Origin of the sequence: Streptomyces sp. N50 (genome assembly GCF_033335955.1) — a bacterium.
Classification (GTDB): domain Bacteria; phylum Actinomycetota; class Actinomycetes; order Streptomycetales; family Streptomycetaceae; genus Streptomyces.
Map to the genome: position 1 here is coordinate 2,407,599 of NZ_CP137549.1, position 18,641 is coordinate 2,426,239.

An 18,641-nucleotide genomic window follows, 5' to 3' on the forward strand; every position below is an offset into this window, starting at 1 on the left:
GGTCGGGTGGGACGGACGAGTGGGTCGGTGATGGCAGGCTGGGCCCATGAGCGAGCAGAACGACCGATCCCCCGAACTCTGGTCCGGTATCGACGACTTGTGCGCCTGGGTGGAGGCAGGCCAGCCCGTCGGCGGCCGCGAGGGCCTGCTCCTGGGCCTGCTGAAACTGTCCGAGGAGGTCGGTGAGGTCTCCGAGGCGGTGATCGGGGCGACCGGGCAGAACCAGCGCAAGGGCGTCACCCACACCTGGGACGACGTACAGGCGGAACTGTGCGACGTCGTGATCACCGCGCTGGTGGCGCTGCGCATGCTCACCCCCGACACGCAGGAGGTCTTCACCCGTCACCTGGCCCGGGTGCTGGAGCGCTCCCTCGGCCCGTCCGCAGGTGTTCACCCCCAGGACCTGCCCACACCCCGCGGAGTTGGTGAAGTCCGCTGAACCTTCTCGTCGACACCGAGCCGACGAAGGGGTCCCAGTGCAGGACTACGCAATCTCCGACGGGGTTTTCTCCAGCGGGCGCAGGACGGTCGCCGTGGCGGGCACCTGCCTCGCCCTCGCCGCCCTGAGCCTGGGCGGCAACAGCCCGGCGCACGCGGCGAGTTACGGCACACCGACCATCTCCCTCTCGGCCACGTACCTGTCGGGCGCGGTGGGTGCGGTCGGCGACCCGACGGTCCAGGTGACGGTCGCTCAGAGCGGCGCGGACGTCGGCGCGTTGACGGTCGCGGCGAGCAAGAGCAGCAAGACGTCCGTGGCGCCGACGAGCGCGGTGACCGTCTCCGGCACCGGCGCCACCCGCCAACTCGCCGTCGCGGCAAGCGCCCAGGGCTACACCGACTTGACGGTGAAGGTCACGGGCCTGGGCGGCAAGACGGCCACGAAGACCCTGCACTACGCGGCTTCGGCATCGGTCCAACAGCCCACCGACACCCGCTACTTCACCGGCTCCAGCGACGCCTCCGCCGCGGTCGACGTGGGCGGCGGCTATGTCGTCGTGGCGGACGACGAGTCCAACGTCCTTCGCCTGTACGACCGTTCGGCGTCCGGCGCGCCCGTGAAGACCTGGGACTTCAGCGACGACATCGACGTCTCCAAGGAGATCGACATCGAGGGCGCGGCCCGCGTCGGCGACACGATCTACTGGACCGGCTCGCTGGGCAACAACAAGGACGGCGAGTACAAGTCGGCCCGGAACACGGTCTTCACCACGAAGGTGACCGGCACGGGTGCCGACACTTCTCTCTCCTACGGCAGTTCGTACGGCAAGCTGCGCGACAACCTGGTGGCGTGGGACAAGGCGAACGGCAACCGCTACGGCTTCGCGGCGGGCACGGCGGACGGTCAAGTGCCCAAGGAGATCAACGGGTTCAACGTGGAGGGCCTGGAGTTCGCACCGGGTTCGACGACCACGGCGTATCTCGGTTTCCGCGCGCCGCTCGCCCCGGCGGTGGCAGGCGGCAAGGCCCTGCTCGTGCCGGTCACCAACATCGACAAGGTGGTGGCGAACGGCACGGCGGCGACCTTCGGCACGCCGATCGAGCTGGACCTCGGCGGCCTCTCGGTGCGCGACATCCGCAAGAACGCGGCGAACCAGTACCTGATCGTCGCCGGTTCCTGGGCCGCCGACGACAACTCCGACCCGTACGCCCTCTACTCCTGGACCGGCAACGCGTCCGACCGGCCGGTCAAGCTGCGCGACCTGCCGACGACCGACCCCGGCGCCTGGGAGGCGGTCGTCGACGTACCCGACCTGACGGCCGCGGGCGCCCGCGCCCAACTGATCACCGACGACGGCGCGGCCGACCTGTACGGCGACGGCACCGAGGCGAAGGACCTCACCCACGCGGAGTGGCAGAAGTCCCGCTCGACCTGGTTCACGGTCACGGGCTGACGGCTCCGCGATCACGGATCGAGCGACCTGCGGCCACGGACTGACGGACCTGCGGTCACCGGCTGACGGGCCTGCGGCCACGGGTCGACGGGCGGCGGTCCGGGGCCGTCGGGCCGGCGGCCACGCGTTGACGACGAGGCGACGGGGCAGCGGGGTGGCGGTCACGGGCCCTCAGCCTCGGACCCGCCCGGTTCGCGATCACGGGTTGACGGACGGCGCGCCCCCCGCCGGGAGGCCGGGTGCGCGTCACCCTGGCACCCTGGTCCTCGACAACACCGTCGAGGACGAAAGCCGAGTCATGACCACCGAGAAGCTCACCGTAGGCGTCCTGGGCACCGGCATCATGGGCGCCGCGATGGCCCGCAACCTCGCCCGGGCCGGTCACACCGTGCACGCCTGGAACCGCACCCGCGCCAAGGCCGAGCCCCTGTCCGCCGACGGCGCGCACGTCCGCGACACGGTGGCGGACGCCGTGCGCGACGCGGACGTCATCCTCACGATGCTCTACGACGGCGACGCCGTGCTCGACGTGATGCGCGAGGCCGCGCCCGTCCTGCGTCCCGGCGCCGCGTGGATCCAGTCGACGACGTCGAGCCTCGAATCGGTCGGCGAACTGGCCGAGTTCGCGGCCCGGCACGACCTCGTCTTCTACGACGCCCCCGTCCTCGGCACCCGCCAGCCCGCCGAGGCCGGTCAGCTCACGGTCCTGGCGGCGGGCCCGGAGTCCGGCCGCGCGACGGTCACCCCGGTCTTCGACGCGGTCGGCGCCCGCACGATGTGGGTCGGCGAGGAGGGCGCGGCGGCCACGGCGACCCGGCTGAAGCTGGTCGCCAACAGCTGGGTGCTCGCGGTGACGAACGCGGCGGGCGAGGCGCTTGCGTTGGCCAAGGGTCTGGGCGTGGACCCGCAGGACTTCCTCGGCCTCATCGCCGGCGGTCCCCTCGACATGGGGTATCTGCACGCCAAGTCGGCGGCCATCCTCAACGACCAGCTGACTCCGGCGAGTTTCGCGGTCACCACGGCGGAGAAGGACGCCCGGCTGATCGTGCAGGCGGGCGCGGCGAACGGCGTACGGCTGGATGTGGCGGCAGCGGGGGCGGAACGGTTCGCGCGGGCGGCGGCGCAGGGGCATGGCGACGAGGACATGGCGGCGGCCTATTTCGCCAGCTTCGACTGAGCGTCACCGTTGCGTCACAGGTGGTGCGCGGGCGGAACTCCGGGTGCGGCGGACCTGTCTCCCTCCGCGAGCGCCGGCGAAGTCCGGCCCGTGCACAACCAGTTCGGGGGACGTCATGGAGAACAACAGCATCCGTAGGGCCGTGCTGGCGGTGGCCGCGTTGTCGGCGGCGATGGTGATGACGGCGTGTCAGCCGGGCGACGCCGCGAGCGGGGCCGACGGGTCGTCGGACGCGCCGACCGCGACCGCCTCCCCCATCTCCTCCGGGTCCACGGGGTCGTCCGGGTCCACGGGGTCGTCCGGGTCCACGGGGTCGTCCGGCTCCACCGGAACCGCGGTCAAGGCCTGCGCGGCAGCCGCCCTGAAGGCCAGCGCCTACCAAGCCGCCGACCGCCCTTCCGGCACCGGGACCGGCGCGGCGATCGTCCGGTTCACCAACACCGGCGGCAAGGCCTGCGTCCTCCAGGGGCACCCCACCGTCGCCGGAGCCGCGAACGGTTCCCCGGAGCTCAACGTCCCCCTCCAGGTCACCCCCGTCGGTACCGCCTCCCCCGTCAGGCTCGCCCCCGGCGCCCAGGCCTGGCTGAAGCTGACCTTCGTGCAGGTGCAGGGTGAGGGCGACGGCTACTGCGAGTCCGGTTCGGCTCCGGTGATCTACCCGACGATGGTGATCGGGCTGCCGGGTGCGGGAGCTCACCAAGTCGCCCTGGACGACGGCCAGTTCGCGGAGTGCGACGGCACGCTGACCGCGACGGCCGTGTCGGCGACGAAGCCTTCATGACCGTAGGGCCACACGGTCTGTACGGCAGCTACACCGGCTGGCGGTCGCCCGACGCCTCCGCCGCCAGCCCCCGCATGACGTGTTCGAGGAGGGCGAGCAGCACCGTCTTCACCGACTCCTTGTCGCGGGCGTCGCACAGGACGAGGGGGATGTCGGGGGCGAGGTCGAGGGCGGCGCGGATCTCCTCGGGGTCCTCCTCGCAGCGGCCGTTGAAGCAGTTGACGCCCACGGCGAAGGGGATGCCGCGGTGCTCGAAGAAGTCGACGGAGGGGAAGCAGTTCTCCAGGCGCCGGGTGTCGGCGAGGACGACCGCGCCGAGCGCGCCGCGGGAGAGGTCGTCCCACATGAACCAGAAGCGGTCCTGGCCGGGGGCGCCGAAGAGGTAGACCACGAGGGCCGAACTGAGCGTGATCCGGCCGAAGTCCATGGCGACCGTCGTCGTGGTCTTCTGCTCGACCCCGGCGAGGTTGTCCACGCCGACGCTGGCCTCGGTGATGAGTTCCTCGGTGCGCAGGGGCGTGGTCTCGCTGATCGCTCCGACGAGCGTGGTCTTGCCGACGCCGAAGCCGCCCGCGACCAGGATCTTGGCGGTGGCGGCGTTGGGCGCGACGGTGGTGGCGCGGCGGTCAGATTCTGCGTATGCCATCGATCACTGCCTGGAGGAAACGGGCGTCGGGGGTACCGGCCGCGGCGGGCGGGGAGACGGAGACGAGTTCGTTGTCCAGGAGGTCATCGAGCAACACCCGTATGACCGCGACGGGTTGATCGAGCCGGGCGGCGACCTCCACCAGCGCGGTGGGCGTACGGCAGAGCGCGAGCAGCCGGTTCTGTTCGGGCTGGAGGCGCTGGTCGCGGGTCGGCGGCCGGACGGTGCTGATCAGGGTGATCAGCTCGATACCGGAGTGGAAGGTCGGGGTGCGGCCGCCGGTGACCGTGTACGGGCGGACGAGCAGCGCGGGGTCTTCGTCCTCCCACGGGTCTTCCTCGGACCAATGTCTCATTCATGCTCACCCGCGAAGGGCGCGCCGCTGTACTCCGGGAACCGCGGGGCCGCGCTGAGGAACTGGCCCACCTGCCGTACGACCATGGTCATTTCGTAGCCGACGTTGCCGACGTCCACCTGCGAGGTGGCGAGGACGGCGAGGCGGGCGCCGCCGCCGGCGGTGGTGACGAAGAGGAAGAGGTCGTCCATCTCGATGACGGTCTGCTGCACGCGCCCGCCGCCGAAGTGCCGGCTGGTGCCCAGCGCGAGCGAGTGAACTCCCGAGGAGATCGCGGCGAGTTGCTCGGCGTCCTCCTGCGCGAGCCGTTCGGAGGAGCCGACGAGGAGCCCGTCCTCGGACAGGACGATGGCGTGCAGGGTCTCGGGGATCCGCTCGATCAGGTTGTCCAGCAGCCAGGCCAGTCCGCCGTGCGTGGTGTTGGGCGCAGTCATGGGGTGTTCCTTGTCGGACGGGGACGGGTGGGCAACTGACGGCGCTCGGGCGGGGCCGTGTTCCAGGTGGGCGCGGGGGCTTCCGCTTGCGGGGACGCGGGGCGGGGGGCGTCTCCTCGCGGTGACTTCGGCCAGGGGGTGTCTCCGCGCAGCGACGAGGGCCAGGCGGGTGTGGGCACGTCCTCCTGCTCGCGGGCCCGGCGCGTCCCGTCCCGCAGCGCGGCCAGCATCGACCGGGCCTGCTCGGGGCGCCGTTCGGCCTCCCGCCCGGCCCCGCGCTCGCCGTCCGCCTCGTCCGGCCGCTCTCTCAACTGCGGTGCGAGATGGGCCTGTCGTACGCGACGCGGGAGCCGGCTGGAACCGGGGCCGCCGGTGCGGGGGCCTGCGGGCGAGACGGCCGGGCGGGGGTCCGAGGGGGATCCGGACCCGGCGGCGGCACGGGGGTGCGGGAAGGGCACGGCTCCGCGGGGCGAAACGGCGGGTGCGGCCTCGGCGATCGGTGCGGCCGGGTTGGACGCGGGCTGGGTGTGGGGGGCGGGTTGGGAGTGGCCGTGGGGGGCGGGCTGGGCGTGAGGGGCGAGCTGGGGTTGACCGTGGGGGGCGGGCTGGGCGTGGGGTGCGGGCTGGGGTTGACCGTGGGGTGCGGACTGGGTGTGAGGGGCGAGCTGGGGTTGACCGTGAGGGGCGGGCTGGGCGTGAGGTGCGGGCTGGGGCTGGGCATGGGGCGCGGTTCGCGTGCGGGTGCGCATCGGCATGCCGCCGGCCGTCACCCCGCCGCGCCCCGAACCGGAGACCGGCCCGGTGGCCGTACCGCCGGCAGAGCCCGCACCCGGGCCCATACCTGAGCCCACGCCCATGCCCACACCTGAGCCCATCCCCATGCCCGAGCCACTGCCCGAACCCGCCCCTGAACCCGTCCCGGAACCCGTTCCCGACTCCGGCAACGACCCCGCGACCGACGCCAGATGCCGCTCCGCCCGGGCGTCCAGCGTCGGCGGCATCGTGTCCGCCGCCGACTCCGTGAGGGCGTGCGGGACGACGACGACGGCCAGCGAGCCGCCGTACGACGACGCCTGCAGGCTGGCTGTGATGCCGTGGCGCTGGGCGAGGTGGCCGACGGTGAAGAGGCCGAGGCGGGGGTCCTCGCCGAGGGTGGTGAAGCTGAAGTCCTTGGGGTGGTGCAGGAGTTCGTTGGCCGCCGCGTACTCGTCCGCCGAGAGGCCGAGCCCCCGGTCCTCCACCTCGACGGCGTAGCCCTGCGCCACCGGCAGTGCGCGGACCCGGACTTCGGTGTGCGGGGGCGAGAACGTCACGCCGTTCTCGATGAGTTCGGCCATGAGGTGGATCGTGTCGCCGACGGCGGGGCCCAACACCGCGATGGGCGGCAGGGGTTCGACCACGACCCGGGTGTAGCCCTCGATCTCGGACACCGCGCTGCGCAGCAGCTCAGCGAGCGGCACCGCCTGCTTCCAGCGGCGCCGGGGGGACGCGCCGGACAGCACGGTCAGGCTCTCCGCGTTGCGCCGCATCCGGGTGGCGAGGTGGTCGACGCGGTAGAGATCGGAGAGGAGTTGAGGGTCCTGCTCCTTGCGTTCCATGGAGTCGATCACCGTGAGCTGGCGGTGCACGAGGAGCTGGATACGGCGGGACATGTTGTGGAAGACCAGCCGTGCCCCCTCCCGCAGCGCGGCCTGCTCCAGCGCGACGCTCACGGCGGTGCGCTGGGCGCTGTTGAACGCCTCCGCGACCTTGCCCAACTCGTCGGTGCCGTAGTCGAGTTCGGGCAGGTCGTCGAGTTCGGCGCGTTTGCCCTGGGTGCGCAGCCGGGTGATCAGTTCGGGCAGTTTCTCCTCGGCCAGTTCGAGGGTCGCCGCGCGCAGCCCGGACATCCGGCCGATGAGGGACCGGGTGATGCGCCAGGAGAGCAGGCCCACGGCGAGTACGGCCACGAACGCCAGCGCGCTGCCGAGCATCGCCTTGACGAGCACCTGGTGGGTCCGGTGCGCGGAGTCCTGGGTGACCTTGAGCAGGAACTGGCCCTCCACGGCCTGCACCGCGCCGGACACGCGTCCCGGGGCTGCGGCGCGGGCGGCCGGGACGGCGGACACGCCGATCGTTCCGTCGTGCCCGGCGGACGCCGAGGCGACGGTCTTCTCGAAGGCCGTCATGGCGGCCCAGTCCTGGCCGCCCATGGTCCTGTCCAGCTCGGCGCCCAGCTCGGCGGACAGATACGGCTCGACCTCGTTGGACAGCACGGAGACCCGTACGGCCTGGGCGGCCGCCAGCGCCGACCGCTCCTGGACGCTCAACTTCCGTGACGCGGCGACCCCGTCGAGGATCGCCTCCTCCTGCGAGAGCGCCTCAGCGCCGCGCAGGAACGCCAGCGCGTGACTGGCGTCGGCGGCGGTGGCCGCGTCGCCGCTGTCGGTGCTGAGCATCCCGAAGAGGTTCAGCGCCGAGGACACGGCGTCGGAGTAGACGGTGTAGGCCTGTTGCCGGGTGGTCTTCCCGTCGTCGACCGCGGTCCGTTCGGCTGTCAGCCCGGTGAGGCGCTTCCGTACGGTGGCCAACTGGGCCTGGTACTGGGCCGATCCGGCTCCGGCGGAGGCGGCGTCCGCCTTGCGGAACCCGGCGAGCACGGCGTCCGTCCGGCGCCGCTGCGCCACCAGGGCGGCGGGGCTGCCGTGCGAGGCCAACAGGCTGACCGTCAGCTGCCGTTCCTTCTGGAACTCGCCGACCGCCGGCACCAGGGCGTACGTGGTCTTCGCCGGCTGCCCTTCCTTGTTGGAGTCGTTCCACTGATTGAAGAGCGCGGCCGAACCACTGGCCCACAGCAGCACCATCGCCGTCGCCGGAACCACCGCCAGCGTGATGAGCGAGGCACGGATGCTGCGTCCCCGCCCGGCCCTCGCGCCCGCGTCGGCCGGCGCGGCCGTACCCCGATGCCGGCTCACCTCGCCCACCGGCACCCGACGGCACGGCAGAGAAGGGGAGCTGCGGTGAAGAACTGCGACACCGGCTTTTTCCTTTCCGGGGTGGCGCGCGACGTATCGAAACGGACCGGCAGACACGTCAACACGCCTGCACACACTGGGGAGTTGACGGCGCGGCACGCCAGGAACGCCAAGGACACCCTGCGGATTTCACGACGGGCGCCCGAGCCCCCCGCGCAGTTGGATAGGTATGAAACCGAGCCATCCCACCCGGGTCAAGGGACCCCACAAACCCGCCTGGCCAACAGGTTTAGGCCGCTCGGAACACTATGCGCGTAGACAATGCGAACCCCCTGACCCCCAACCCCTCGGCCACAAAGACGTTTTGGCTGACTACCCAGGGTGAGGCGAGGGGGAGAGGGTGGTTCGGGGGGTGCCGGGGGTGGGAGTGCGGTTACGGGGCGAGTGGTCCGGAGCGGACGCGGCTGTGACCTAGTTCACAGCATGAACACGGTCCAAGCACACCAACTCCATCGGCCTCCGGGGTCGTTGGACGGGCGCCGTGCACGGAACGGCCCCGGCTCACCCACGCCCCGGCTCCCCCAACAGCCCCTCGCACTGCGCCCCCAGCCACGTCATCCCATACGTCTCCGCCCCCCGAGCCGCCTCCCGCAGCAACCGCACCGCGTTCGGCTCGCTCCCCGGACCCCCCACCCGCCGTACCGCGCGGGCCTGGGCCAGGCGGAGGCGGGCGAGTTCGGGCTGGGAGGAGCGGGCCGGGACCGCGGCCTGGCGGAAGTGTTCGAGGGCGGTGCCCGGTTCGCCCGCGGCGAGGGCGAGGACTCCGCAGGCGCGGGCGGTCGGGCCGACGAGGACCGAGGGCCAGCCGCCCAGGGCGAGCTGCTGGCCGTCGTGCGGGGCGAGGCGCGCGCGGAGCGTGGGCAGTACCGGCGCCAGCTCGGCCTCGAATCCGCCCTCCAGGTCCAGCGCCGCGCAGACCTCCGCGAGCAGGACGAGCGCGGGGACGGCCCAGCCCGACGGCGGGAAGCGGTCGACGTCGGCGACGCAGCCGAGGAAGAGGTCCGCGCCCTCGGCGTGCTGCCCGGTCTCGCACAGGGCGAGGGCGAGACCGGCCCGCCAGACCGGGAAGTAGGCGTGCCGCTCGACGTCGCCGGCGAGGTCGGAGGTGAAGAGTTCGGCGAGTCTGCCCTGCTGTCTCAGCAGCCAGTAGGCCTGCCCGAGGCGGGTCTGGGTGAGGTTGTCCGCGGGGACGGCGAAGTCGGCGCGGAGCAGTTCGATGAACTTCAGCGACTCCACGAAGATCCACTCTGCGGCCGCGTCGAACCGGCCGTGCCACAGGTCGAGCAGGGCGTCGAGGGTGTGCCGCTGCCACAGGGCGAGGGCGCTCTGGGTCTCGGCGGCGTGTTTGCGGTACTGGTTCGCGGTGGCGAGGGCGCTGAAGATCCTGCCGTTGCGGAGCTGGTCGATGGCGACGGCCATGAGGGCCTCGCCGCGGAAGTAGGGCGAGTCCTGCCGGGCCGCGGCTTCACGCAACCGCTCGGAGAGGGTCAGTGACTCGGGGGCCGGCATGAAGTCGTAGCGTGCCCAGCGGCACTCGGTGAGGACCTCGCAGCGCACCTCGTCGTCGCCGTCGTCGGGTAATCGGCGCAGCGTCTCCTCGGCGAGCCGCGCTCCCTCGGCGGGTCCCGCCAGTCCCGCCGCGGTGTCCTGGCTGACCGCCAGGGCCATCTTCTTCGCGAGGTGCGCTTCGAGCCGTAGCCGCAGTCCCGCGGCCTCCGCGCTGCCGTCGCCGTCCAGCGCGGTCAGGCAGCCCCGGATCGACTGGAGCAGTTCGCGGTCGACCTGCCCGGGGTCGGACCAGCGGCGCGCCATCCGGATCACGGCCTCGGCCTGCGCGCGCGGGTCGCCCTCGGCACCGCGGTAGGCGGCGGTGTAGTGCCGTTCGGCCTCGCGCATCTCGCCCGCGGTATGGCTGAGGTCCCCGCGCCGCAGCAGCCGGCGGAACTCGGCGCGGTCCGGGCCTGCGGCCGAACGCCCTTCCTTCTGCGGCGACTTGAGCGCCCCGGACGCCTTCTCCCCCGCTCCACCCCGGACCACTTTCGGTACGGCGTCGGAGCCCGGCAGCGGCGCCAGTCCGACCAGCGCGCCCTTGGCCCCCAGCACCTCGTCGCACAGCTGGGCCAACTCCAGGGACGCCCTGCGGCGCCCGTTCTCCACGCGGCTCAGGAAGCTGCGGCTGCAGTAGACCTTGCCGGCCAGCTCGCTCAGCGACATGCCTGCCGCGATGCGGCGCCTGCGTAACTCGGCGCCGAACCCGTCGTACTCGATGACCATCCCCCCAACGACACACCGCCCGAACGGTGTTGCCAAATACCCGCTGGCAACACCCGACCCCTCCGGACCGGCCCGATGACCGGGGAAGCTGTCTGTGCCGGAGCCTACGGGCACGGGGGCGCGTCCTATGGGGGAACGGGCGCACTGATCATGCCTTCGGACGAACCCGAGGCGCGTGCTGCGGTCGATATGCCGGGGGCACTCGACCGCAGCACATCCGGCGCCCATTCCCCCGTGTTCCACGGGGCATTCAGGAGCTGAACGACGACGGGGGACGGGGGGTCCACGGTCCGGGGCGCGCGGGGGGCGCTCCGGACCCCGGATCAGCCCTGGCTGCAGTAGTCCACCCAGCGGTGCGAGGAGATGTTGTTGTTGACGCTCTTGCCGAACTGGTCCAGGCCGGCGCCGTAGGTGAAGCGGTAGTTGCCGGTCGTGGTGTCCCACCAGCGGTCGCCCTGGCTGATGCAGGCGTGCGCGCCGCCGGCGTTGGGGGCGGTGTACAGGTCGACGGCGTCGAAGCCGCCCGCGTAGCCGTTGTTCCAGATGTCGGAGGTCAGGTTGCGGCAGCTGCCCCAGTTGTCGGAGTTGCCGGACCACTTGCACTCGCGGCCGCCGCCGTAGGGCTGGGTGTAGACGTGGAGGTAGCCGTCCCCGGAGAGTTGCGCGGCCGCGGTCTTCTGGGTGCCCGCGTCCAGGGCGCTGGCGCTGGAGACCGGGGAGAAGAGCGCGGCGACGGCGGCGGCCGAGGCGGCGACGGTGAGGATGCGCTTGACGGACATGGTTTCCCTCGTTTCGTTGTGGTGGGGTGTTGCGCCCACGGTCGGGTGATGCGCCCGAGGTGGGGTGATGCGCCCACGGCTCGACGGCCGGCCGTGGTGGTCTGTGTGGGTTCTTCGTGCGTGGGGGGGGCGGGCCGCGCTCAGTCGTCCTGCGCGACGATCGCGCGGGCCCGGGGCAGTGCCTCGCGCTTGAGGCGGGCGAGGTCGGCCGTCTCCCGGGGGTGGCCGCGCTGGAGCCGGGCCCGGTACTCGGAGTCCAGGGACGCGGCCACGGACTTCAGGCCGCTGGAGACGGCACAGGCCGCCTCGGCCGAGGCCAGCCGTACCTCCTTGTCGTGCGGCCACGGAGTCTGCGGCAGGGTGGCCGCGGCGCGGGCCCGGGCGGGGTCCGCGTAGGTGTACGTCCGCTCGCGCATGCAGCGTGCCCACACCTTGACGGCCGCCTTGTACCGCTTGTCGCCCGTCACGAGGCCGACGCGCGTGCCGGCCAGGCTGTCGGTGACCCGGGTGGCCCGGAACCAGGCCTGGAGGTCGCCGTACAACTGCCGTTCGGCGGTGGCCTGGCAGCCCTGGTCGCTGTGGGTGACCCGCAGGCCGTTCGGGAGCCGGGCCGAAAGTCCTTGCGGCCGCGCCCCGTTGAGGTCGCTCACCAGGACGGCTCTGGCCTCGGCCGGCACCGAGTGGAAGTACCGCTGGTTGGGGTCGCTCCGGACCTGGCGCTCCCGCTCGCGCCGCAGATCGGTGCCGTAGCCGTGGGCACTGGCCCAGGCCGGGTCGTCCACGACGTAGGGGAACCGGGTCGAGACGTCCTGGGGGCGGGGCGGCTCGATCCAGTACTTGTGTCCCTCCTTCTCCATGCACGTCTTGATGAGGAGCTGCTCCGCGAGCCGCAGCGTCTCCGCCGCGCTGTTTGTGGTTCGGGGCGTGCTGCTCGCGGACGTTCCGGGGGTGGTCGTGGTGCCCGCGCATCCGGTGGCCGTCGTCGCCAGCAGACCGGCGGTCAGCAGGGCCAAGGTCCAGCGGTGCATGGGGCGGCTCCCGGGGATCTGGTCGAACGGACGTACCGAACGGACGTGGTGCTTTCGAGCCGTTGACGCCCCGCGGGGCACGTCCGTATGCCCCTGGATCTCAAGGTTTTTTCTTTCTCCGGCGCTCATACGACGGCGGTCGGCGAACCGTCTTCCCTGCACGCGACCGTCCTCGACGACCGTCGAGAACCAGCCAACCGGGATGAGGAGGGAGCAGCGTCGCCCCCTGAGCGGTCCGCCGAATCGATCGAATCCGGTCACGGCGGTCCGGCCGTTGCTGTGCCTTCGCTATGTCGTGGGCATGTTCGCCGTTATCTTTGCCGTGCTCCATCGGGCGGGTGGTGCGGCGATCGGGGAACGATGTTCGAAGTGCGGCTGCTCGGTCCGGTGGAGGTGTGGGCCGGCGACCGGCGGGCCCCGCTCGGCGGTGTCAGACCCCTCGCGGTCCTGTCGGCACTCGTCGTCCACCTCGGCGAGGTGCTCTCCACCGACCGCCTCGTGGACTGCGTCTGGGACGAGCGGGCGCCGGCCACCGCGGGCGCCCTGGTGGCCACCCATGTCTCCGCCGTACGCCGGGCACTGGCCCAGGTCACGCAGGACGCCGTGGTCAGGACGCGGCCGCCGGGCTACGTCGCCGACCTCGACCCGTCCCAGATCGACGCCCGCCGCTTCGAGGACCTGCTCGCCTCGGGCCGGGCCTCCGCCGCCGCGGGCCACCGCGAGGAGGCCGCCGATCTGCTGGGCGAGGCGCTGGCGCTGTGGCGCGGCCAGGACGCGCTGGAGGGACTGGGGCAGTCGTTCGCCCGGATCGAGGCGGCCCGGCTGGGCGAACTGCGGATCGTCGCGCAGGAGGAGTCCTTCGGACTGCATCTCGATCTGGGCCGCGCGGACCGGACGATCGCCCCGTTGCTCGCGCACGTCGCCGCGCACCCCTTGCGGGAACGGCCGCGCGGCCAGCTGATGACCGCGCTGGTCCGCACCGGCCGCGTCTCCGACGCCCTGCGCACGTACCGGGAGGGCCGCGCGGTCCTGCGCGAGGAGCTGGGTATCGACCCCGGCCCGGAACTGCAGGCCCTGCACCAGGCCGTATTGACCAACGACGCACAGGTGGCGGGCACCGCACTCGCGCCCAGCACCCCGCGTCAACCCGGCACCTCACGTCCGCCCGGCACCGCCCGCCCGCACAGCGCCGGGCGGGAACCCGCGGCGCCCCCGAGGCCGCCGGCCGGCAGCCGTTCCACTCCCACCCCCGCGCCGTCCCATCTCCCGCCGGACATCGCCGACTTCGTGGGCCGCACCGAGCAGATCGCCTGGGCTGCCTCGCTGGTGGGCGGGGTCGACGAGGCGGGCCGTACCGCGCCGCCGATCGGGGTGATCTCCGGCCGGTCCGGCACGGGCAAGACCGCGCTCGCCGTGCACGTCGGCCACCGTACGGCCGAACTCTTCCCGGACGGCCGCCTGTTCGTGGACCTGCGGGCGGCCGACACCGCGCCGCTGCAGCCCGCCGACGCCCTCGCCCGGCTGCTGCGCGCCATGGGCGCCGACCCCGAGACCCTGCCGACCTCGGTCGAGGAACTGACGGGGCTGTACCGCACCCACATCGGACACCGGCGCGTCCTGCTGATCCTGGACAACGCGGCGGGCGAGGCGCACGTACGGCCCCTGCTGCCGCCCGGCCCGGGCTGCGCCGTCCTCGTCACGAGCCGGCGCCGGCTGGTCGCGCTGGAGGGCTCCGCCCATCTGGACCTGGCCGTGCCCGGTCAGGCGGAGGCGCTCGAACTGCTGCGCCGCGTCGCCGGGCCGGACCGTACGAGCGCCGAGCCGGAGCGGGCCGCTGAGATCGTCTCGCTGTGCGGGCGGCTGCCGCTGGCGGTGCGCATCGCGGGCGCCCGGCTGGCGGCCCGCCCGCACTGGGCGCCCGGCCGGCTCGCCGACCGGCTGCGCGACGAACGCCGCCGGCTGAGCGAACTGCGGGCCGGGGACCTGGAGTTGCGCACCAGCCTCGAACTCGGCTACGCCGACCTGGAGTTGCCCGAGCGCCGGGCGCTGCGCCGGCTTGCCCTGCTCGACCTGCCGGACTTCGCGGCCTGGATCGCCGCCCCGCTGCTGGACATCGGCACGGAGGAGGCCGAGGAGGCGGTGGAGCGGCTGGTGGACTGCCACTTCATCGACGTGATCGGCGTCGACGAGACGGGGCGCAGCCGGTACCGCATCCACGACCTGGCCCGCGAACACGCCCGCGAGCGCTGTCTGTCCGAGGAGAGCGCCGAGGAGCGTACGGCGGCCGTGCTGCGGCTTGTGGCGTCCTGGCTGGGTCTCGCCGAGAAGGCGGCCGCCCTCGGCCCGGGCGGAGCGGCCCGGCGCTTTCCCGAACCGGCCGCCGTACGGCCTCTCGACGCGGAGACCGAGGAGGAGCTGCTGGAGCGGCCGACGTCCTGGTTCGCCGCCGAACAGGCCTGTCTGCTGGCGGCGGTCGAGTACTGCGCCGACCACGGCATGGTCCGTGCCGCCCGCGATCTGGCCGGGGCGCTGATCGCGAGTTCGGCCGCGCTGTACAACCAGTTCGACGCCTGGTCCCGCTCGCACGCCGCCGCCATGGCCGCCGTGCACCGCGGCGGGGACGACGTGGGAGAGGCGTGGTTGCTCGCGGGGCTTGGCCAACTGCGCTATGAACAGGACGAGTTCGAGGATTCGTACAGCTACTTCGGCAAGGCGCTGCGGCTGTTCGAGGCGCGCGGTGACGTGCCCGAGGGCGTGGCGCTCGCCCTCGCCGGGATGGGGACGGCCCGCCGCGAACAGGCGGGCTACGCCGAGGCGTTGGACCTGTTGGACGCGGCGCTGGAGCGGTACGGGGAGTCCGCCGGGCCGGGCGCCCGGGCCCGGGTGCTGTACGGCATCGGATACGTGCACCGGGAACAGGGGCGCGGGGCGCCGGCCCGGGAGGCTCTCGCGCGGGCCCTGGACCTGTACCGCGCGGCGGGCGACCGGCACGGCGAGGCGCTGACCCTGCGGTCGCTGGCCCTGTGCGACCGGGCCGAGGGCGCGCTCGCGGACGCCGAGCGGCTGCTGCACGAGGCGCTACGGATCTTCTCGGCACTGCGGGACACCTTCGGGGTGATGTACACCGAACAGTCGCTGGCCAAGACGGAGTTGAGGCTCGGCCGCCTCGACGAGGCGCGGGCGCGGCTCGGCCGGTGCCTGACCGTGGCCCGCGAGCGCCAGGACCGCTTCGGCGAGGCGCTCGTCCTGCGCACACTCGGGGAATGGCATCTCGCCGCAGGCGATCCGGACGGCGCGCGGGAGCCGCTGGAGCGCGCCCTGTCGACATGGGAGACCCTGCGGCTGCCCCTGTGGCGGGCCCGCACCCTCCGGGACCTGGCCGACGTACGGGAAGCGGACGGCGACGCGTCGGCGGCGCGGGCGGCCAGGGCCGAAGCACTCGACGTCTTCCGGGAGTTGGGCTCCCGCGAGGCACAGGAGCCGTCCGCGCGCCTGTAGAAGTGCTGGGGGGCCGCCTACAGGCAACTTGCAGAGCGGTTGCAGCGGGGTCCGCGAAGCTGATGCACGTGACAGAGATCATCACGCTCTCGGACGCCCGGGTCGCCGCGGTCGCGGAGGAGGACTGCGGCGAACCGCTGGTCGACCTGCGCGGCACGGACGACCTGCGGATCGACCCCCGGCAGGCCGACGACGACGGCCACTACGCCCACCTCAGGGCCGGTGCGCTACGGCGGCTGGTGCGGGCCCAGCGGCTGCTGCCGGCCGGGATCCGGTTCCTGGTGGTGGAGGGGTACCGGCCGCCCGAACTGCAGCGCCGGTACTTCGAGCAGTACGCGCGGACCATGCGCCGGGCCCACCCCGACGCCTCGCCGGAACGGATCCGCGAACTGGCGAGCGCGTACATCTCACCGCCGGAGGTCGCGCCGCACGTCAGCGGCGGGGCCGTAGACCTGACGCTGTGCGACCGGGACGGCCGGGAACTGCCGCTGGGCACGGAGGTCAACGCGACCCCCGAGGAGAGCGACGGCGCCTGCCGCACCGGAGCGCCCGGCATCAGCGCCGAGGCACGCGCCAACCGGGCCCTCATGAGCTGGGCCCTCGGCGCGACCGGCTTCGTCAACTACCCGACCGAATGGTGGCACTGGTCGTACGGCGACCGGTACTGGGCGCTGCTGCGCCGGGCACCGGCCGCCCGCTACGGCCCCGCCGCCCCACCCGACCCGGCGACCCAGAGTGCTGGAAGCCGGGGGCAATTCTAACCACCGGAGCTGGCTTTGAGTGGTTAGAAAAGACCCCAGCCTCCAGCACCCCGGGCCACCGAGCCCCCGGCCCGACGGCCTGACCAGCCACCGACCGGAACGCACAACGACCGCACCGTACGGCCGAGTTCACGACCGAGGTTCACGACCGAGGGGGAAACAGCATGGAGACCAGAACCTGCGCCGTCCCGCCACCGCAGCGCGAGGACGGCGACCGGATGAGCCCGAAGGACTTCGACGCGTCCTTCGCCGCCGACATGCCACGCCTGCGCCGCCGCCTGCTGGCCCTGACCGGCAACCCGCACGACGCCGACGACCTGCTCCAGGAGACCTACCTACGGCTCTCCCGGCGCGCCCGCGCCCAGAACCTGACGCGGCAGCAGCACCCGTACGCCTACACCTGCACCGTCGCCCTGAACCTGCTGCGCGACGCGTGGCAGCACCCCTCACGGCGCGAGCAGTGCACCGACCGGCTGCCCGAGTCGGGCTGGGACGGCGGGCTGGCCTCCTACGAGGCGTCCCAGACCACGCTGGCGCTGCTGGGCGTGCTCTCCGAGAAGGAGGCCGCGGCGGTGATCCTCGTGGACCTGGAGGGCCTCAGCCACGACACCGCGGGCGAACGCCTCGGCGCCCACCGCGGCACGGTCCAGCGCAACCGGATGCGCGGCCTGGCCAAGATGCGCGACGCGCTCGGCCACTGAGCTGCGTGCCGCTCCCCCACGGGGGTGGGGAGCGGCACGCACGTCCCGCCCGACGACGCCACCCACACGAACACACGCATCGCACGAACACACGAACACACGAACACACGAAGGAAGACTTCCTTGAACACCAGCAGCACGCGCCGCCGGACCAGCGGCGCGCTCCTGGGGGCCTCGGTCCTCGCCCTGTCCGCGTTCGTCTCCACCCCGGCCCACGCCGCCGCGCAGGACGCCACCTGCGGTGTCCTGGCGCCGGGTGCCTCGGCCGTCGCGCAGGCCGCGGTGAACGCCGCCTGTTCGCAGATCGGCGTCTGGTACAGCTGGGGCGGCGGCCACGCGGCCACCCCGGGCGCCAGCTACGGCTACTACGACGGCTCGGACCCCGACAGCCTCCACGACAACGAGCGCAAGGGCTTCGACTGCTCCGGCCTGACGCGCTACGCCTACTACCAGGCCACCGGCAGGGACCTGCTCAACGGCACGGCGGACGACCAGTTCCACAGCTCGCAGGCCTCGGCCCGCTTCTCCGCCGCGCAGGGCAGCGCCCCGCTGCTGCCGGGCGACCTGATGTTCTGGGGCAGCGGGCACATCCACCACGTCGCCATGTACCTGGGCAACGGGCAGATGGTCGAGGCGTACGAGTCGGGCACCCACATCCGGGTCGCCCCCGTCCGCACCGGCGGCGACTACGCGGGCGCGATCCGGGTCAACGGCTCGGGCACGCCGACTCCCCCGCCCGCGAACGGCGGTACGGTCTTCGAGACCTGGGGCACGGGCGTGCGCACCCGCTCCACGCCGAGCGTGCGCGGTGCCGTGGTGGACACCTTCGCCGGTCCGACCCAGGTGTCGGTCCAGTGCCAGGAGCACGCCGAGAGCGTCACCGCCGAGGGCTACACCAACGACATCTGGTCCAAGCTGGCCGACGGTTCGTGGATGACCAACATCTACATCAAGGGCCCGGCCTCGCTGCCCGGCATCCCGGACTGCGGCGGCAGCAGCACCCCGCCGCCCTCGGGAGGCAGCAAGCCGTTCCAGACCTGGGGCACCGGCGTCCGCACCCACAGCCAGCCGAACGTCAACGCCGGCGTCGTCGACTACTTCGCCCAGCCCACCACGGTCAACGTGGTCTGCCAGGCCCACGCCCAGGAGGTCACGGCCGAGGGCTACACGAACGACGCCTGGTCCAAGCTGACGGACGGTTCCTGGATGACCAACATCTACATCAAGGGCGCGGCCTGGCTGGACGTCCCGACCTGCTGACCCGAAGACAGGACCGCCGGCCGCCGTACGCCCTGAGGGGT

Annotated in this window: 15 protein-coding genes; 8 read left to right on the plus strand and 7 right to left on the minus strand. The window is 72.8% G+C overall.

Going from position 1 to position 18,641, the window contains the following annotated elements; translation table 11 throughout:
* Positions 1 to 46: 46 nt before the first annotated feature.
* The 4 genes from R2B38_RS10445 (at position 47) to R2B38_RS10460 (ending at position 3,850) form a co-directional block, all read left to right on the plus strand.
* Positions 47 to 439, plus strand: coding sequence for a MazG-like family protein (locus tag R2B38_RS10445; RefSeq protein WP_318015981.1), 393 nt, complete (start codon positions 47 to 49; stop codon positions 437 to 439).
* Positions 440 to 476: 37 nt separating this feature from the next.
* Positions 477 to 1,892 (plus strand): DUF3616 domain-containing protein, encoded by a 1,416-nt coding sequence (locus R2B38_RS10450; RefSeq protein ID WP_411978435.1) that lies wholly within the window; start codon positions 477 to 479, stop codon positions 1,890 to 1,892.
* 298 nt (positions 1,893 to 2,190) lie between these two features.
* Complete coding sequence (locus R2B38_RS10455; RefSeq protein ID WP_318015982.1) at positions 2,191 to 3,069, plus strand: NAD(P)-dependent oxidoreductase; 879 nt, start codon at positions 2,191 to 2,193, stop codon at positions 3,067 to 3,069.
* Between the two features lie 115 nt (positions 3,070 to 3,184).
* Positions 3,185 to 3,850, plus strand: a complete 666-nt coding sequence (locus tag R2B38_RS10460) for a DUF4232 domain-containing protein (RefSeq protein WP_318015983.1) — start codon at positions 3,185 to 3,187, stop codon at positions 3,848 to 3,850.
* 28 nt (positions 3,851 to 3,878) lie between these two features.
* Here the strand turns inward: R2B38_RS10460 and R2B38_RS10465 are convergent, their stop codons facing one another.
* The 7 genes from R2B38_RS10465 to R2B38_RS10495 form a co-directional block, all read right to left on the minus strand.
* Positions 3,879 to 4,496 (minus strand): GTP-binding protein, encoded by a 618-nt coding sequence (locus tag R2B38_RS10465; protein ID WP_318015984.1) that lies wholly within the window; start codon positions 4,494 to 4,496, stop codon positions 3,879 to 3,881.
* Positions 4,477 to 4,851 (minus strand): DUF742 domain-containing protein, encoded by a 375-nt coding sequence (locus tag R2B38_RS10470; RefSeq protein ID WP_318015985.1) that lies wholly within the window; start codon positions 4,849 to 4,851, stop codon positions 4,477 to 4,479. The genes R2B38_RS10465 and R2B38_RS10470 overlap by 20 nt, the downstream gene beginning before the upstream one ends.
* Complete coding sequence (locus R2B38_RS10475; RefSeq protein ID WP_033281933.1) at positions 4,848 to 5,285, minus strand: roadblock/LC7 domain-containing protein; 438 nt, start codon at positions 5,283 to 5,285, stop codon at positions 4,848 to 4,850. The genes R2B38_RS10470 and R2B38_RS10475 overlap by 4 nt, the downstream gene beginning before the upstream one ends.
* Positions 5,282 to 8,239, minus strand: a complete 2,958-nt coding sequence (locus R2B38_RS10480) for a nitrate- and nitrite sensing domain-containing protein (protein WP_318015986.1) — start codon at positions 8,237 to 8,239, stop codon at positions 5,282 to 5,284. The genes R2B38_RS10475 and R2B38_RS10480 overlap by 4 nt, the downstream gene beginning before the upstream one ends.
* Before the next feature lie 561 nt (positions 8,240 to 8,800).
* Positions 8,801 to 10,573 (minus strand): helix-turn-helix transcriptional regulator, encoded by a 1,773-nt coding sequence (locus R2B38_RS10485; protein WP_318015987.1) that lies wholly within the window; start codon positions 10,571 to 10,573, stop codon positions 8,801 to 8,803.
* A gap of 323 nt (positions 10,574 to 10,896) precedes the next feature.
* Complete coding sequence (locus R2B38_RS10490) at positions 10,897 to 11,352, minus strand: hypothetical protein (RefSeq protein ID WP_318015988.1); 456 nt, start codon at positions 11,350 to 11,352, stop codon at positions 10,897 to 10,899.
* Between the two features lie 140 nt (positions 11,353 to 11,492).
* Positions 11,493 to 12,380, minus strand: coding sequence for a hypothetical protein (locus R2B38_RS10495; protein WP_318015989.1), 888 nt, complete (start codon positions 12,378 to 12,380; stop codon positions 11,493 to 11,495).
* A 360-nt stretch (positions 12,381 to 12,740) separates the two neighbouring features.
* On the opposite strand from R2B38_RS10495, the gene R2B38_RS10500 reads away from it, so the two are divergent.
* From R2B38_RS10500 to R2B38_RS10515, 4 genes are all read left to right on the plus strand, one after another.
* Positions 12,741 to 15,878 (plus strand): AfsR/SARP family transcriptional regulator, encoded by a 3,138-nt coding sequence (locus tag R2B38_RS10500; protein ID WP_318015990.1) that lies wholly within the window; start codon positions 12,741 to 12,743, stop codon positions 15,876 to 15,878.
* A 68-nt stretch (positions 15,879 to 15,946) separates the two neighbouring features.
* On the plus strand, positions 15,947 to 16,639 hold the full coding sequence (locus R2B38_RS10505) for a M15 family metallopeptidase (protein WP_318015991.1): 693 nt from the start codon (positions 15,947 to 15,949) through the stop codon (positions 16,637 to 16,639).
* Positions 16,640 to 16,803: 164 nt separating this feature from the next.
* Positions 16,804 to 17,340 carry an RNA polymerase sigma factor gene (locus R2B38_RS10510; RefSeq protein ID WP_318015992.1) on the plus strand — a complete coding sequence of 179 codons (537 nt, stop codon included), beginning with the start codon at positions 16,804 to 16,806 and terminating at the stop codon, positions 17,338 to 17,340.
* Between the two features lie 123 nt (positions 17,341 to 17,463).
* Entirely contained in the window at positions 17,464 to 18,600 is a 1,137-nt protein-coding gene (locus R2B38_RS10515) for a C40 family peptidase (RefSeq protein WP_318015993.1), read from the plus strand.
* Positions 18,601 to 18,641 lie beyond the last annotated feature (41 nt).

Bases quoted from the DNA above. Each gene is read 5' to 3' on its own strand.
- R2B38_RS10490 (WP_318015988.1), bottom strand. From the start codon at position 11,352: ATGTCCGTCAAGCGCATCCTCACCGTCGCCGCCTCGGCCGCCGCCGTC.
- R2B38_RS10465 (WP_318015984.1), bottom strand. From the start codon at position 4,496: ATGGCATACGCAGAATCTGACCGCCGCGCCACCACCGTCGCGCCCAAC.
- R2B38_RS10470 (WP_318015985.1), bottom strand. From the start codon at position 4,851: ATGAGACATTGGTCCGAGGAAGACCCGTGGGAGGACGAAGACCCCGCG.
- R2B38_RS10485 (WP_318015987.1), bottom strand. From the start codon at position 10,573: ATGGTCATCGAGTACGACGGGTTCGGCGCCGAGTTACGCAGGCGCCGC.
- R2B38_RS10500 (WP_318015990.1), top strand. From the start codon at position 12,741: ATGTTCGAAGTGCGGCTGCTCGGTCCGGTGGAGGTGTGGGCCGGCGAC.
- R2B38_RS10455 (WP_318015982.1), top strand. From the start codon at position 2,191: ATGACCACCGAGAAGCTCACCGTAGGCGTCCTGGGCACCGGCATCATG.
- R2B38_RS10495 (WP_318015989.1), bottom strand. From the start codon at position 12,380: ATGCACCGCTGGACCTTGGCCCTGCTGACCGCCGGTCTGCTGGCGACG.
- R2B38_RS10460 (WP_318015983.1), top strand. From the start codon at position 3,185: ATGGAGAACAACAGCATCCGTAGGGCCGTGCTGGCGGTGGCCGCGTTG.
- R2B38_RS10510 (WP_318015992.1), top strand. From the start codon at position 16,804: ATGGAGACCAGAACCTGCGCCGTCCCGCCACCGCAGCGCGAGGACGGC.
- R2B38_RS10445 (WP_318015981.1), top strand. From the start codon at position 47: ATGAGCGAGCAGAACGACCGATCCCCCGAACTCTGGTCCGGTATCGAC.
- R2B38_RS10475 (WP_033281933.1), bottom strand. From the start codon at position 5,285: ATGACTGCGCCCAACACCACGCACGGCGGACTGGCCTGGCTGCTGGAC.